The organism is Treponema bryantii NK4A124, assembly GCF_000421345.1.
GTDB classification, from domain to species: Bacteria; Spirochaetota; Spirochaetia; order Treponematales; family Treponemataceae; genus Treponema_D; species Treponema_D bryantii_B.
The window spans coordinates 46,253-60,807 of the sequence record NZ_ATWV01000003.1; the positions used below are offsets into that span (position 1 = coordinate 46,253).

Sequence of the window (14,555 nt, forward strand, 5' to 3'; positions counted from 1 at the left end):
GCCGGGTCAAGCCCGGCAATGACAATCATGTCATTATCGGGCTTGACCCGATAATCTTTCTTTTACTTAATCTGCAACGTAAGGAAGCAAACAGATTGAGCGTGCGCGCTTGATAGCCTTTGCAACTTCACGCTGGTGCTTTGCACAAGTTCCTGTAATGCGGCGTGGAAGAATCTTACCACGTTCTGTCATATAACGGCGGAGTGCATCTGCATCCTTGTAATCAATCTTTGCTTTGTTAGCGCAGAAGCGGCAAACCTTCTTGCGGAAGTATGTTTTACCTTTAGCGCGTCCGTCACGATCTTCTTCGCGACCTTCAGAAGCAGAAGCTTCAGCCATTGCAGCTTCCTGTGTCTGTTTTTCTTCCATTTCCTGTGTATTTTCTTCAGACATAATTATTACCTCTCAATTAGTCAATTAGAATGGGATATCTTCCGGGAAATCACTTCCTGTGTCACCGTATGGTTCTGATGAATAGCCGCCTCCGAAACCACTGTTCTGACCTGCATTACTAGCCGGCTGGAATCTTGGAGCACCCCCTGCCGAGCCTGAGCTCTGGCTGTTATCTCCGCGTCCGCCGAGCAGCTGTACCTGATCAGCAACAATTGTTACTCTGCTCTGCTTCTGTCCATCTTTTTCCCATCGGTCCTGCTTAAGGTGTCCTTCAACACAAATCTGCTTTCCCTTTGTAAGATATGGTTTTAAGTTTTCTGCGGTTTTTCCCCAGATTGTGATATTGAAGTAGTTTACTTCTTCTACCCACTGGTCACCGTTCTTTTTGCTTCTGTTGACAGCAATGCTCACATTCGCTCTGGCTTGTCCGTTTCCGACATAACCGAAACTACGCTCATCAGAACCAAGATCCTGTGTGAGACGGCCAATAAGAACTACATGATTTAAGTCTGTCATTCAAAGCTCCTTTCCGCTTTTAGCGGTATTTTCTACTTAGATTCTTTTTCGTCAAGTCTTACAAACTGATACTTCAAAAGATTCATGTTAATTTTGAATTCTTTATCAATTTCAGTAATTTTAGAAGGATTAAGCTTCATAGTGTAAAGAACAAAACGTCCCTTCTTCTGCTTCTGAATCTGGTAAGTAAGATCGCGGTCGCCAAATGGTTTTTCTTCTGTGATTTCAGCGCCGAATTTTGCGAGTGTGCTTTTTACATCTTCAGCACCTTTTTTTGACTTTTCATCTTCGAGTGGATAAATAGTCATAAGTTCATACTTTTTCATAAGTATCTCCTCAAAAAAATAATCTCTGCGTATAGCAGAGTTTTCAGGAGGCAGTAATACAATCATGTCATCAACGATTTCAGACTGTAAAACAAGACGTGGCTGGCGAAAGCCGATAAGAGTCTTGTTCCTCCTTATGGATAAAGAGAATCATATTTCAGATTCCCAAGGGGTGTTCTGATAATATAACAAAAATGTAAAATACAGTCAATTATGAAAATACTTGTAGATTTAGGGGCATTACTTTATAATTATTATATGTTTTATAGAAAATCATTATTGCTTTTTATAATATCATTATCATTTTTATTCCCTCTTACCGCCTTCTCTTCCCGCAAAAAGGTTGTAGACGATGATGCAGCATTAGAAAGACAGCAGGAATTAATGGAAAAACGTGCAAAAGCAGAAGCAGATATTGCTGCTCGAAGAGAACAGATGGAACGCGAAGAAGCGGAAAGAATCGAAGCAGAACGTCTTGAAGCTGAAAGACTTGAAAGAGAAAAACTTGAAGCAGAAGAAGCTGAAAAAAGAAGACTTGAAGAAGAACGGCTTGAGGCAGAGCGACTTGAAGCAGAAAAGATAGAAAACGAAAAGAAAGAACAGGAAAGACTGGAAGCTGAACGACAGGCTTTGCTTGCTCAACAGATGCAGCTTGCCCTTGAAAAAGAAGAACAGAAAGCAAAAGAATCCAAAAAAACAAAAGAATATCTAAGCGATTATATAGTTCAGGATATTGAAGAAATAGAAGAATCAGCTGAAGTTGAGTATTCTGCAATTAAGAATCCTGACCAGACTGATGTATTTGGTAGAACTCAGTTAATGAAAGCTGCAAAATCCGGAAATGAATGGCAGATAAAAAGACTGCTTGAAGCAGGCGCTTCTGTAAACCTTACAGATAATGACGGCTGGACTGCACTGATGTATGCAGTAAGATATAACGAAGGATTAGAGTGTGTTGAACTTCTTTTAAATGCTGGTTCTGATGTAAAGATTATAAATAATTATGGTTTAACAGCTCTTGCTCTTGCTGCAAATTACAATAATAATCCAAAAATACTTACAAAGCTTTTAAGCACATATAAACCTTCAGATAAAGAAGTTTTACGTGCCCTTGTTTTATTACTTTCGGAAAATAATAATTCAGAAGATTCACTTCTTTCAAAACTTGAAATTCTTCTTGATACAGGACTTCCTGTAAATATTTTATTTGAAGGAAAAACTCCTTTAATGTATGCTGCAGCTTATGGTAATTCAACAAAAGTAATAAGAAAACTTCTTGAATACGATGCGTCTGTAACCATTCGTTCTTCAGAAGGAAAAACAGCTTTTGATTATGCTTCAGCCAATAAAGCACTTATACATGATGATGCTTACTGGGCATTGAATACAAAATAGGTAAATAATGAGAATCACTGGTGGAAAATTAAAAGGAAGAATAATTAAATGTCCGGACGGAGTAATCCGCCCTGCCATGGACAGAATGAGAGAATCTGTGTTTTCAATAATTGGAGACTTAAACGGAAAATCCTGGCTTGATTTATTTTCCGGTTCAGGAACAATTGCAATTGAAGCTGTTTCACGAGGTTCAAAAGATGTTGAACTCTGCGAAAAAGATAAAATCAAAGTTGGAACAGTTTTGGAAAATGTTTCAGTTACAGAAAAAGATTGCGGTGTAAAAATCAAATGTCATTTTATGCCGGTTGAATATTATATAAAGCGCTGTAAACGTTCATTCGATTTTATATTTTTTGATCCGCCCTTCCCTTACAAATTTCATGAACAGCTGGTCCTTCAATGCGACCAGAATAATATGTTAAATCAGACAGGTACTATTCTTGTTCACCGCCCGGCAGAACATTTTATGCCGGATACTATTGGCCGCTTAAAAAGAATTGACCAGCGTGTATATGGACGTTCTATTGTGGATTTTTATAAATATGAATAATGAAATGAGTCGAGTCAAGGCAAACTTCGCTTAAAGTCTTGACTCATTTTTTTATAACTTTTTGTTATTTTTCTGAATGAAATAAGAGGTTTCCCTTAAATTTAATTACTTTGACATATCAAATTTATGTGTTATAATTTTATATATAAATTTTTGAAATTATGAAAGATAGAAAAAGTTTAGAAAAAAAATTTACTGATGCAGTTCAAGAACAAAAGATACCGGATGGTTTCATAAAAGTAACCGACAATCCGGTTGAAGGTCTTAATTCAGAACAGAAAGTTATTCTAAACCGCAAAGCTAACATGATGTTCAATAATGGTAATGTAGAAGATGCCAGAAGAATCTACATTACAACAGGTTACTCAGACGGACTTACCCGTGTGGGTGATTATTATATGAACAAAAACGAAAGTCTAAAAGCCTTAAAAGCTTACTATCTTGCACATAATAAAAGAGACGCTGAACCGATTTATGAAAATCTGGCAAAAGTAATCTCTACATTAATAAATGATTGAGAAAAAAAACGAACGTAAAATGGAGTTTAAAAATGGATAAGTTCAATCAGACAGAAGACATTATGATGCCCGAATCATTCACAGAATCTTCAAGTCCTGACAGTAAGCCTGATGAAATTACAAATAAAATTTCAGATCTTTCAAAAAAGGGTTATCAGCTTATAAAGGAAAACGACATTCAGGGAGCTAAAAAAGCTTTTAATGAAATTCTGGAAATCGAAGAGAATAACAACTATGCACTTGTTGGTCTTGGAGATACAGAAAGAAAATTAAATCATTTTAATGATGCAATTTCTTACTACAAAAAATGTCTTGAATTCTACCCTGCTAATAACTATGCCCTCTTTGGTCTTGCAGACTGTTATAAAGCATTAAATCAGTATGCTAAGGCAATTGATATCTGGCAGCAATATCTTGTTCATGATGATAAAAACATTACTGTAATTACCCGAGTTGCAGATGCTTATCGCAAGATTCATGACTTTAGAAAATCAAAGGATCTTTACCTTAAAGTTCTTGAAATGGAAAAAGACAATGCTTATGCTCTTATTGGTCTTGGACATTTGAACTACGACTTTAAGGAATATAAAGAAGCCCTTTATTACTGGACCCGCATTTACGAACTTAACAATAAAGATACAGTAGATATTCGTGTTCTTACCGCAATTGGTAACTGCCACAGAAAACTCAAGACTTTCCAAGAAGGAACAAAGTATTTTGAAATGGCCCTCGAAAGAGAACCAGCAAACTTCTACGCCCTCTTTGGTCTTGCAGACTGCTATCGTGGAATGAACCAGCAGTTTAAATCAATTTTCTACTGGAACAAGATTCTCGAGATTGATCCTAAAAACAAGGTAATTCTTACTCGTGCCGGTGATGCTTACCGTACAACCGGAAACTACGAGGAAGCTAAAACTTACTACAACAAAGCTCTTGAAATTGATTTTGATATTTATGCAGCAATTGGTCTTGCCCTTATCTGTAAAGGTGAAGGTAATAACGAAGAGGCTGCAAAGCGCTTTGAAAATCTTATTAAGAATGACCCTCGCAATGGTCGTCTCTATGTTGACCTTGCTGAATGTTATACTTCAATGAACCGCAAACAGGATGCTATTAAAGTTCTCAGCGATTATATGAAGATGGACAGCAGAAATACTGCGGTTCGTAACACTCTTGAAAAACTGCAGAGAAACTAATAAGATTCCTTCCTATGAATCAGATTGTTTTAACAGGACTTCTCCCCGCTGAAATTTGCCAGCAGATTGAGCTGCAGCAAAAATTCCGGGGACTTCAAATCTTTAAATGGATTGGCAGCGGTGTAACTGACTTTGATGCTATGACAAATCTTTGCGCAGATCTCAGAGCCAGTCTTAAAGAAAAAGCCCTTCTCCGTTCTTCAACTGTAAGTAACGTATTAAAAGATCCTGATGGAACAATAAAACTCCAGATTACTTTACATGACGGAAATGCCGTAGAAACTGTTTTACTCACAGACCGCGAAGGCCGTAAAACTGCCTGCGTTTCCTGCCAGGCCGGTTGTGCCATGAAGTGTGCCTTTTGTCAGACAGGAACTCTGGGACTTGCCCGCAATCTTGAAGCCGGCGAAATTGTAGAAGAGTTTTTATACCTCGAAAGCATTGCCGGAAAACTTGATAACATAGTCTTTATGGGTATGGGTGAACCAATGCAGAATCTTGGTGCAATCCGTCGTGCTATAGAAATCCTCTGTCATAAGGACGGCCGGGCCCTTTCTTCTAAACGCATAACTTTGAGTACCTGTGGAATCGTAAAAGGTATTTATGATTTAGCTGATAATGGACCTGCTATAAGACTCGCAGTTTCTTTGACTACAGCAAATGAAGATTTACGAAAAGAACTCATGCCGGTTGCCCGTGGAGAAGACAATAATCTGCAGGAATTAAGAAAAGCAATTTCCTATTATGCCGAAAAATCCGGCAGACGTGTTACTCTTGAAGCGGCCCTTCTTCATGATAAAAATACAGATGAAGAAAGTGCTCAGAATATGATTAGCTTTGCACGCGGTATTGATGTAAATATAAATCTTATTCCCTGGAATCCTGTTTCAAGTCTTCCATTTGAAGAGCCATCAAAAAATGAAGTTTTCCGCTTTGTAGAAAAACTTGAAAAAGCTGGCTTAAACGTAACCCTCAGAACAAAGAGAGGGAGAAAAATCGGCGGAGCCTGCGGTCAGTTAGGAAAAACAAAATAAGAAAAAGTTCTTATAAAAAACGTTTGACATTTCCATTTCTTATGTTATTATTATATCAATATGATAGTAACACTATCACATTGAGTGAACGAATATTTATAACATGAGGTGGGAATATGAAAACCTATACAGTTCATGAAGATTATTATGCAAATGAAAATTCAATTATTGATGTATTAAATCTTGAAAACTTTGTAGATGCAGCAAAATATCGTGTTGATAATGCTTTCATAAATATCGGAGGCTGGCAGAGCTGGAACCCTTCTACAGATGTTCTTCCCGGAAAAAAGCAGCCTTCACTCACCTGTCATTTTATTCATCAGTGGAATTCATATCTTGTCTTTCCCCAGACAAAATTTAAACCTTCAAAAAACCTTGTTTTAGGACAATTTGTAAGTTACCTCCGCTGGGAAAATTTTTATCTTGTTTTTGCTTCTGTTGGAAATGCTACAGGCTTATTACCTCCTGTTCAGTTTATTTTTAATCGTAAAGAAAACACTGTAAGTATTGAAATTTGCGATAAAGGTAATAACTGGAAAAAAGACGATATTACTGCCAGGATAGAAATATTTACCGCAGATTCTTTTTTTGACTGTAAGGAAAAGCTTGCTTCAATTTTTGGAAATGACCATTTCAAATCTGTTAAATTTCTGGGAACAAAACCTGCCGGCTGGGAAAGCTGGTATAATCATTACACAGATATAAATGAAACATTGATTTATGAAGATTTAAAAAATCTTACTAAATCCTCAAATATTGTTAATAACGAATTAAATACTTCAAAAATATTCCAGATAGATGACGGCTGGGAAGAGGCTCTGGGAGACTGGCAGGTGCGCCAGGACAGATTCCCGGATGGCTTTAATAAAATTGTTTCAGATATTGAAGCATCAGGATATATACCAGGTCTGTGGATTGCGCCATTCATTATTGATTCAAGAAGTAAAACAGCCGGCCAGCATCCCGACTGGCTTTTACACGATGAAAATGGAAAACTGGTACCTGCAGGTTATAATCCTCTCTGGGGAAAAAATGGAACTTTCTACTGTTTAGATTTAAGCCGAGATGATGTAATTGAACACCTCAATTCCTTAATGGAAACAATAATCAATAAATGGGGCTTCAGATATATTAAGCTTGATTTTTTGTATGCTGGAATGCTCTGGGGAAATTACAGTCAAAAAACTGCTTCATATAAAATTTACTCAAGAGCAATCAAAACACTTACAACAATTACAAATACAAAAGACGGCAGCCCTGTTGCTTATCTTGGTTGTGGTGTTCCTTTTGAGCTCTCTTTCAAAAATCTGCCGCTTTCAAGAATTGGTTGTGACACATACGAAAAATGGAAAAATCCACTAATGCATCTTATTAACTGGAACGGTAGAAATGAAGCATACCTTAACGTTGTAGATACACTGGGACATGCTTTATGGAATAAAACAATTTTCTTAAATGATCCTGACGTAATTTTCATTCGTAAGGAAAATTGTAGTCTTACAGATAATCAAAAATTCCTTATTGCCGGAGTTGGCGGCATGTTTGGAAGTCAGCTTATGTATTCTGATGATCCGGGGCTTGCTGGTGATGAAGAAAAAGAAATGACAAAATTATTTCTTGATTATTCAGAAAAATTTGAAAATGAAGAATACGGTTTAACAAAGATCAAAGAAGATTTCTACGAGTTTTATACAAAATCTGGTAAATATACAGGTTTTATAAATCTTAAAAATGATGAAGTTGCGATAAGCATTAAAGAATAAATTCTGGAGGTATTTTAATGCAGATTTTTAACAATGATATAAAAGAGAGTGTTTACAATAAAGCCGTAAAAACACAAAAGAAATTCATAAGAAAATTTGGTGATGACAGAAATACAGAATATCATCTTTCTCTTGTAGATAATGAAGTTCTTACTCCACCCTTTGGCTGCAAGACAATTGTAACAGACAAGACTGCTGGTACTGATTCTTTTGCAGAAAAGCTTCCTGAAAAGCCTCTTATTATCGGTAACATCCGTATGGGCTTTGGACACTATAGAATCTCTATGGCAATGGCCAGTGCAGCGAAATCTCTCGGCTACACTCCTCTCTGGTTTGACTTAAACTCTTTCCCTGAAACAACCTGTACAAAAATCATTTCATATCAGAATAATTTATATTCAATGGGAAGCCGTTTGTCTCAAAAGTTCTCTCTCTTTAATAAACTTTTCTGGGAACCAATGAATTACGAAGGTTTTAAAAAACTTTCATATAACGCAGGAGACCAGAAAACTGCAGAACTTATGACTCCTCTCTTCCGCGAAATTCCAAAGGAAACTCCTTTTATTGCAACTCATGTATGGCCTAGTCAGGCTGCAATTCATGCTGGAATGAAAAATGTTGTAAATGCAATTCCAGATAACTGGCCTATGGCTTTACATCTTAGCGAAGGGGCAATTCATACTGTACAGACTTTTAATTCATACTGGGGTTATAGAATGCTCAATGGATTTGAAGATGGAAAGATTTTAAATCCTATGGGAGACGGTGACCTTATCTGGATTGGACATTATATTGACCATGAGCTTGTAAGCAATATCGAAGCTGATTGTGCCAACAGAATTACTAGAACAAAAGAAGGAAAACCTCTTCGTTTCCTCTTCACCATTGGTGGTGCCGGAGCTCAGGGAGAATTCTTTGCTTCTATCATAAAAACTCTTATTCCTTATGTAAAGAAAAATAAGGCCTGCATATATCTCAACTGTGGAGATTATGAAAATGTATGGAACATGCTGCAGAAGATGATTCCGGAATTTGCTGATGGTTCACTTCCTGTAACAAAACATTTTAATGACTGGAAGGAGGAACTTGAATTCGCCAATTCTGCTATTGAAGGACTTGAGACAGAAAGCGGTTCTGGTATTCATGCCTTCTGTAATAAAGATATTTTTGGGGCTGTTTATATCACAAATCTTTTAATGCGTGCAAGTGATGTTCTTATTACAAAGCCAAGTGAACTTGCCTTCTATCCTGTTCCAAAATTATTTATTCGCCGAATTGGCGGTCATGAAATGTGGGGAGCTATACATTCTGCAGAACTTGGTGACGGTACTCAGGAATGTGAAACTCCAGAATATGCTTCGGCTATGGTAAAAATGCTGATTGAACAGCCAAGTCTTATTGAAGGTATGTGTAACAACATTATTGCACAGAAAAAAATTGGAACTTATGACGGAGCTTATAAAGCTGTAAAAATTGCAGCAGGAATTAAATCAGGGAGAGACTTATAATGACAGCTCAGGAAAAACTTGCAGAAGAAAGAGACGGTCAGAAGAATGCTCGTATTGAAAGAATTCTTTTAGCTGCTTTTTCTCTTTTTTCACACAAGGGATTTGATGCAATTGCAATGACAGATATTGCTAAGGAAGCAGAAATAGGTGTTGCTTCTCTATACCGCTATTTTGAAACAAAAGATGAAATTGCTATAAGAACGGCAATCTGGGCCTGGGAAAGTCAGGAAAATCTGATTTTACCAATTTTGAATGGAAGTAATTATTTTTCAAAATCAGGAAGGGAACAGCTTTCACAGATTTTCGATTTATTCTGTAAGCTTTATCAGAATGAACCAGACTTTTTCCGTTATATTTACTTTTTTGATGCTTATATTGTTTGTCAGAAAATATCTCCGGACAGGCTCGAAGCGTATCAAAAGATAATTCAGTCCGTTCAAAAAGTTATTGGAAATGCAATTCACAAGGGACTGGAAGATGGTTCTATTTCAAAGCAATTTAAAGATTGTGAAAATCAGCTTTATTTTTCTTTGATGCATACCTTCTTTTCAGTTTCTCAGAAATTAAGTCTCAGCGGTAAAATGCTGAAAATGGATGAAAGTAATGATGGGGTCCAGCAGCTTAAGCTTCTGGGCCAGATATTATTAGGGGGCATAAAATGAAAACTTTAACAAAAGGCAAAATGTGGTGCTATGCAATAGGTCAGTTAGGCTGGTCTATCATCAGCGGATTAATCGGTTCATGGCTGGTATATTTTTATCAGCCAAATCAGGAAGCCATTAACGATGGTATGATTTCTCTTATTCCTCAGGGAAGAGTCGTTCTTGGTATTCTGACATTTATTGGTCTTGTAACTGCAGTTGGACGTATATTTGATGCAGTAACAGATCCTCTTGTAGGAAACTGGTCTGACAGCTGTAATCATAAGCTTGGTCGTCGTATTCCTTTTATGCGCTGGGCCGCAATTCCACTTGGACTGGTATTCGTTCTTGTTTTCTGTGCACCGGTTTCTCATATAAGCGCAGTCAATACAGTGTGGCTTTTTGTAACCGTACTTGCTTATTACTTTTTGATTACCTGTTATTGTACCCCTTATACTTCCCTGCTTGCTGAACTTCCTCATAATCAGGAAGAAAAGCTTAACCTTTCAATGTGTATTTCCCTTACATTTATTGTTGGTACCTGTATTGGTTATACTGCACCTGTAATCTGGGGAATTTTAATTAATGGCGGAATGGCAAGAATTCCTGCAATGAGAATTACATTTGCTATTCTTTCTGTTATCGCAACAATCTTTATGCTGGTTCCTGCCTTTGGTATTAATGAAAAAGATTATTGCGAGGCTACTCCATCAAGTTCAAACATGATTTCTTCTCTTGGAAAGACTTTTAAGAATAAAGATTTCAGAATCTTTGTTGGACAGGATATCATTTACTTCTTTGGTCTTGCTATGTTCCAGACAGGTTTACCATTCTTTGTAACAAGTCTTCTTCAGCTGCCTGAAAGTATGACAACAATTATGTTTGGTGGTCTTACCCTTCTTTCACTTGCCTACTATCCGTTTGTAACAAAAATGGCTGCAAAATGGGGAAAGAAAAAGCTTTTGATTGCCGCTTTTATCGGTTTTATTCTGACCTTTGGCTTCACAGCTATATCCGGAGAAAAACTTGCCTTCATCCCTGTTGCAGTTCAGGCTGTAATTATTGTAGTTCTTGGTTCATTCCCACAGGCAATCTTTGGAATCATTCCACAGACTATAGTTGCTGATATTGCCCTTGAAGATGAAATTGAAACAGGCGAATCAAGAAGCGGAATGTTCTATGCTGCGCGTACCTTTGCCATGAAGCTTGGACAGTCTCTTGCCATGCTGATGTTTACTTCACTTGCAACAATTGGTGTTTCTGAGGCCGCATTCAGACAAGCTGCCGCAGCAACAAAAGAAACTGCTGCCGGTTCTACTCTTGGTTATCGTGTTGTTGCACTTGTTGCTTCTGTCTGCTGTATTATCGGTGGTATTATTATGGCATTCTTTAATGAAAAGAAAGTAATGTCTACTATCGCAAAAGTTGAAAGTGGAGTATAATTAAAGAATGAAAAATAAACTGTTTTATGGGCTTTTTACTTTATTGTTGTCTTACTTATTTATTTCTTGTGCCAGTCTTCCTGGCAATAAGGATTCTGGGAAAGTTACATATGCCTATAAAACAGTTGAAATTACAGAAAATCAGAATTATCTTTCTACAAACATTAAGTATCCGGAATTTGAAAAACTTCCGGATCTTAACAAACGTATTTCGAATACAGTAAACAGCAACTGGAAAAACTTTAAATCATATTCAAAATCAGAATGGGATGAAATTGTTGCCTTAAATAATAGAGGTTCAGCAAAGCTTCCATCCTTTGAATATCTTGTAACTTATGAAGTAACTGGAAATAAAGATATTATAAGCGTTCTCTTAAATACATATATTTTTAGCGGAGGAGCCCACGGTAATACAAATCTTGTTACCTTCACTTATGACACAAAGACGGGAAAGTTTATAAATATTCTTGATGCTACTTCAATGTCTTATAACGAAATATCTTCTGTAACTCGTAATACTTTATATAAAAAGCTGATTGATAATAATAAAAAAATGGCTCCGGCAGAAGAAGATTCCTTAAGAGAAATGATTAATACAGGAGCCTTTCCTCAGGCAGGGAATTTTGAATTGTTCACAGTTGATGGAAGTAAGGTTTTTGCATGGTTTGAACCATATTCAGTTGCACCTTATTCCTATGGCATTCAAAAAATTCAGGTAAAATAGATTTTTACTACATCGTTTTAGTTTGTACAAATATTGTACATTTCGCTAAAGTTCTAGTATTTTAGTAAAATCCCTTATGGATTTATATTGAACAAACTATATAATTATTTTATATTTGTTTCAGTAAAAAATGAGAGTTAATTATATTTTATGAGGTTTTCTTATGCAGAAAAAGATATATGTAGTTGGTATGTTTGATGATGGAACAGCAGGTAAAGTTCAGGCTGCAGTTTCAGCTGTTGCTGGAGTTACTAACTGTGTAGCTAACTGTGAAAAATCTCAGGTACTTGTAGACTACGATGATGCAGGTGCAGAAGCTGCTATTAATGCTGCAATTTCTGGCTGCGGTGTAGATGTACTCGGCTAATATCTTATGATAAAGCTTACTATTCTAGATGGTCATGCGGTAAATCCGGGTGACCTTCCATGGACCTTTTTAGACGGCATTGTTGATTACAAGGTATACGAAAGAACTTCCCAGGAAGAAGTAATTAAACGTATCGGTAATTCAGATGCCGTTTTTCTTAACAAAATCCAGATTACGAAAGAAATTTTCGAAGCTTGTCCTAAACTCAAATACATTGGCGTTCTTGCCACCGGTTATAATGTAATTGACTTAGAAGCTGCACGTGCTCATGGAGTAACTGTTACTAATATTCCGGCCTACTCTACAGATTCTGTAGCCCAGCATGTATTTTCTTTTATTCTTTATTTTACAAATCAGGTTGCTCAGCATTCAGCTTCTGTTATGGCTGGGGACTGGGTAAAATGCCGCGATTTTTGTTTCTGGAATGGAAGTCTCACTGAACTTTCCGGCAAAACACTGGGCATTTTCGGTTATGGAAATATAGGAAAAAAGGTTGCAGAAATTGCTAAAGCCTTTGGCATGAAGATTATCTGCTGCACAAGAACTCCTAAAGAAGGAATGCCAGAAGCAGTAAGTTTTGAAGAATTATTAAAGCGTTCAGATTTTTTGACACTTCACGCACCTCTTACAGAGCAGACAAAAAATATTATAAATAAAGAAAGCCTTGCTTTGATGAAGAAGTCTGCTTTCCTTATCAACACAGCCCGGGGAGGTTTTGTCGTAGAAAAGGATTTAGCTGATTTTCTGAATAATGGTGGAATTGCAGGTTATGCCGCAGATGTTCTTTTGCAGGAACCTATGGCCGAAGATTGTCCTTTACTTAAAGCTAAAAACTGCGTGATAACCCCACACATTGCCTGGGCTCCGCGTGAAACCCGTAAGAGACTTCAGGGAATTGCGGAAGAAAACCTTAAGGCCTGGCTGGCGGGTAAGCCGATTAATGTGGTGTCATGCTGAACTTGTTTCAGCATCTATAAGCAAGACCCCGAAACAAGTTCGGGGTGACAAATAATTTAGCCTAATCGCTGATATCAACATCAAACTGAACCTGAACATCGTAGTCTGGGAAGGCGTCTTTTACATCCTGTACTACATGGTTGAACATTTCCTTCATACTTAAAGAATCGAATGAAACTATAATATCAAAACGCATCTGCTTTGTTTTCTCATCAACAAAAAAGCCGTGCATCTGCAAAATCTCTTTGTGTTCCATAACAATTTTACTTACACGTTCACGAATTTGGGCAGCTGAGTTTTCCTTAGTATTTACAGAATAGATTCCGATTGCGCTCATTGCAACGCCATGCTTCATATAAACTTCGTTGGCAATTTTTCTGGACATAGAATCAATCTTATCTGCAGACCAGGTATCAGGAACTTCAATGTGGGCAGAACCGACATGCATATCAGGGCCGTAATTGTTGAGAACTAAATCATAAGCTCCAAGAATTTCCTTATCGCAGGAAACAATTGTTCTTTTGATTTCCTTTGAAAGATGTGAATCAATACGTTCACCGAGAATCTTGCTGATAGTTTCGCGGAGTACTTCTATACCAGCCTTGACGATTGCAAAGGAAATCAAAACTCCAAGATAAGCTTCAAGAGAAATGTGCCAGATTAAGAAAATTGCCGCTGCAAGAATTGTAGAAGCAGAAATAATTGAATCCATAAGTGCATCCTGACCGCTTGCAATAAGGGAATCAGAATTGACTTTCTTTCCATTTGCCTTAACATAAAGGCCGAGAAAAATTTTAACTAGAACTGCTACAATAATAATTATAAGAGAAGCTGTATTATATTCCGGAGTAATAGGATGTATGATTTTCTTTACAGATTCTATACAGGCAGTAAAACCGGCATAAAGAATAATCACCGCAATTACGAGAGCTGTCAGATACTCTGCCCGTCCGTGACCAAAGGGATGCTTTTTATCTGCAGGTTTTCCAGCGAGCTTTGTTCCTACAATTGTAATTACCGAAGACAGTGCATCACTAAGGTTGTTTACAGAGTCCATAATGATGGCGATAGAGTTTGTGAAGAAACCTACTGCAGCCTTAAATGCTGAAAGAAATATATTTGATGCAATGCCAATGATGCTGGTTTTAATAATGATCTTTTCTCTATTCATATGGCTCATTATAGACTTATACTATTATGTTCGCAAGCAGTTGCAATAGATTGC

16 protein-coding genes are annotated in these 14,555 nt (G+C 37.1%); 12 read left to right on the top strand and 4 right to left on the bottom strand.

Going from position 1 to position 14,555, the window contains the following annotated elements:
• Positions 1-66: 66 nt before the first annotated feature.
• Genes rpsR through rpsF form a run of 3 tightly spaced genes read right to left on the bottom strand, consistent with a single transcriptional unit; the run spans position 67 to position 1,235 of the window.
• Entirely contained in the window at positions 67-393 is a 327-nt protein-coding gene (gene rpsR / locus G626_RS0103360) for a 30S ribosomal protein S18 (RefSeq protein ID WP_022931385.1), read from the bottom strand.
• A 24-nt stretch (positions 394-417) separates the two neighbouring features.
• Positions 418-909: a single-stranded DNA-binding protein gene (locus tag G626_RS0103365; RefSeq protein ID WP_022931386.1), complete on the bottom strand. Its 492-nt coding sequence runs from the start codon at positions 907-909 to the stop codon at positions 418-420.
• Positions 910-941: 32 nt separating this feature from the next.
• Complete coding sequence (rpsF, locus tag G626_RS0103370; protein ID WP_022931387.1) at positions 942-1,235, bottom strand: 30S ribosomal protein S6; 294 nt, start codon at positions 1,233-1,235, stop codon at positions 942-944.
• Between the two features lie 258 nt (positions 1,236-1,493).
• Here rpsF and G626_RS17230 point away from each other — a divergent pair, with 258 nt between their 5' ends.
• The 12 genes from G626_RS17230 to G626_RS0103430 all read left to right on the top strand — a co-directional run bounded on the left by G626_RS17230 (position 1,494) and on the right by G626_RS0103430 (position 13,330).
• Positions 1,494-2,630 carry an ankyrin repeat domain-containing protein gene (locus G626_RS17230; protein WP_156003156.1) on the top strand — a complete coding sequence of 379 codons (1,137 nt, stop codon included), beginning with the start codon at positions 1,494-1,496 and terminating at the stop codon, positions 2,628-2,630.
• Positions 2,631-2,637: 7 nt separating this feature from the next.
• Positions 2,638-3,180 carry a 16S rRNA (guanine(966)-N(2))-methyltransferase RsmD gene (rsmD, locus tag G626_RS0103380; RefSeq protein ID WP_022931389.1) on the top strand — a complete coding sequence of 181 codons (543 nt, stop codon included), beginning with the start codon at positions 2,638-2,640 and terminating at the stop codon, positions 3,178-3,180.
• Between the two features lie 161 nt (positions 3,181-3,341).
• The gene (locus G626_RS0103385; RefSeq protein ID WP_022931390.1) at positions 3,342-3,698 is read left to right on the top strand and encodes a hypothetical protein; all 357 of its coding nucleotides are present in this window, start codon (positions 3,342-3,344) and stop codon (positions 3,696-3,698) included.
• A gap of 32 nt (positions 3,699-3,730) precedes the next feature.
• Entirely contained in the window at positions 3,731-4,894 is a 1,164-nt protein-coding gene (locus G626_RS0103390) for a tetratricopeptide repeat protein (RefSeq protein ID WP_022931391.1), read from the top strand.
• Between the two features lie 14 nt (positions 4,895-4,908).
• Positions 4,909-5,928 (top strand): dual-specificity RNA methyltransferase RlmN, encoded by a 1,020-nt coding sequence (rlmN, locus tag G626_RS0103395; RefSeq protein ID WP_022931392.1) that lies wholly within the window; start codon positions 4,909-4,911, stop codon positions 5,926-5,928.
• 116 nt (positions 5,929-6,044) lie between these two features.
• Positions 6,045-7,691 carry a glycoside hydrolase family 36 protein gene (locus tag G626_RS15280; protein ID WP_022931393.1) on the top strand — a complete coding sequence of 549 codons (1,647 nt, stop codon included), beginning with the start codon at positions 6,045-6,047 and terminating at the stop codon, positions 7,689-7,691.
• Between the two features lie 17 nt (positions 7,692-7,708).
• Complete coding sequence (locus tag G626_RS0103405; protein ID WP_022931394.1) at positions 7,709-9,199, top strand: DUF6937 domain-containing protein; 1,491 nt, start codon at positions 7,709-7,711, stop codon at positions 9,197-9,199.
• Positions 9,199-9,861 carry a TetR/AcrR family transcriptional regulator gene (locus G626_RS0103410; protein WP_022931395.1) on the top strand — a complete coding sequence of 221 codons (663 nt, stop codon included), beginning with the start codon at positions 9,199-9,201 and terminating at the stop codon, positions 9,859-9,861. The genes G626_RS0103405 and G626_RS0103410 overlap by 1 nt, the downstream gene beginning before the upstream one ends.
• A complete protein-coding gene (locus tag G626_RS0103415) occupies positions 9,858-11,282 on the top strand; it encodes an MFS transporter (RefSeq protein ID WP_022931396.1) in 1,425 nt (474 codons plus the stop codon). Before G626_RS0103410 ends, G626_RS0103415 begins: the two co-directional genes overlap by 4 nt.
• A 7-nt stretch (positions 11,283-11,289) precedes the next feature.
• On the top strand, positions 11,290-12,006 hold the full coding sequence (locus tag G626_RS0103420; protein ID WP_022931397.1) for a DUF4163 domain-containing protein: 717 nt from the start codon (positions 11,290-11,292) through the stop codon (positions 12,004-12,006).
• Positions 12,007-12,169: 163 nt separating this feature from the next.
• Entirely contained in the window at positions 12,170-12,373 is a 204-nt protein-coding gene (locus tag G626_RS0103425) for a heavy-metal-associated domain-containing protein (protein WP_022931398.1), read from the top strand.
• Positions 12,374-12,379: 6 nt separating this feature from the next.
• Complete coding sequence (locus tag G626_RS0103430) at positions 12,380-13,330, top strand: D-2-hydroxyacid dehydrogenase (RefSeq protein ID WP_022931399.1); 951 nt, start codon at positions 12,380-12,382, stop codon at positions 13,328-13,330.
• 61 nt (positions 13,331-13,391) lie between these two features.
• Here G626_RS0103430 and G626_RS0103435 read toward each other — a convergent pair whose 3' ends face one another.
• Entirely contained in the window at positions 13,392-14,501 is a 1,110-nt protein-coding gene (locus G626_RS0103435) for a cation diffusion facilitator family transporter (protein WP_022931400.1), read from the bottom strand.
• Positions 14,502-14,555 lie beyond the last annotated feature (54 nt).

Coding starts and splice junctions, on each gene's coding strand:
- rpsR (WP_022931385.1), bottom strand. CDS start 393: ATGTCTGAAGAAAATACACAGGAAATGGAAGAAAAACAGACACAGGAA.
- G626_RS0103365 (WP_022931386.1), bottom strand. CDS start 909: ATGACAGACTTAAATCATGTAGTTCTTATTGGCCGTCTCACACAGGAT.
- rpsF (WP_022931387.1), bottom strand. CDS start 1,235: ATGAAAAAGTATGAACTTATGACTATTTATCCACTCGAAGATGAAAAG.
- G626_RS17230 (WP_156003156.1), top strand. CDS start 1,494: ATGTTTTATAGAAAATCATTATTGCTTTTTATAATATCATTATCATTT.
- rsmD (WP_022931389.1), top strand. CDS start 2,638: ATGAGAATCACTGGTGGAAAATTAAAAGGAAGAATAATTAAATGTCCG.
- G626_RS0103385 (WP_022931390.1), top strand. CDS start 3,342: ATGAAAGATAGAAAAAGTTTAGAAAAAAAATTTACTGATGCAGTTCAA.
- G626_RS0103390 (WP_022931391.1), top strand. CDS start 3,731: ATGGATAAGTTCAATCAGACAGAAGACATTATGATGCCCGAATCATTC.
- rlmN (WP_022931392.1), top strand. CDS start 4,909: ATGAATCAGATTGTTTTAACAGGACTTCTCCCCGCTGAAATTTGCCAG.
- G626_RS15280 (WP_022931393.1), top strand. CDS start 6,045: ATGAAAACCTATACAGTTCATGAAGATTATTATGCAAATGAAAATTCA.
- G626_RS0103405 (WP_022931394.1), top strand. CDS start 7,709: ATGCAGATTTTTAACAATGATATAAAAGAGAGTGTTTACAATAAAGCC.
- G626_RS0103410 (WP_022931395.1), top strand. CDS start 9,199: ATGACAGCTCAGGAAAAACTTGCAGAAGAAAGAGACGGTCAGAAGAAT.
- G626_RS0103415 (WP_022931396.1), top strand. CDS start 9,858: ATGAAAACTTTAACAAAAGGCAAAATGTGGTGCTATGCAATAGGTCAG.
- G626_RS0103420 (WP_022931397.1), top strand. CDS start 11,290: ATGAAAAATAAACTGTTTTATGGGCTTTTTACTTTATTGTTGTCTTAC.
- G626_RS0103425 (WP_022931398.1), top strand. CDS start 12,170: ATGCAGAAAAAGATATATGTAGTTGGTATGTTTGATGATGGAACAGCA.
- G626_RS0103430 (WP_022931399.1), top strand. CDS start 12,380: ATGATAAAGCTTACTATTCTAGATGGTCATGCGGTAAATCCGGGTGAC.
- G626_RS0103435 (WP_022931400.1), bottom strand. CDS start 14,501: ATGAATAGAGAAAAGATCATTATTAAAACCAGCATCATTGGCATTGCA.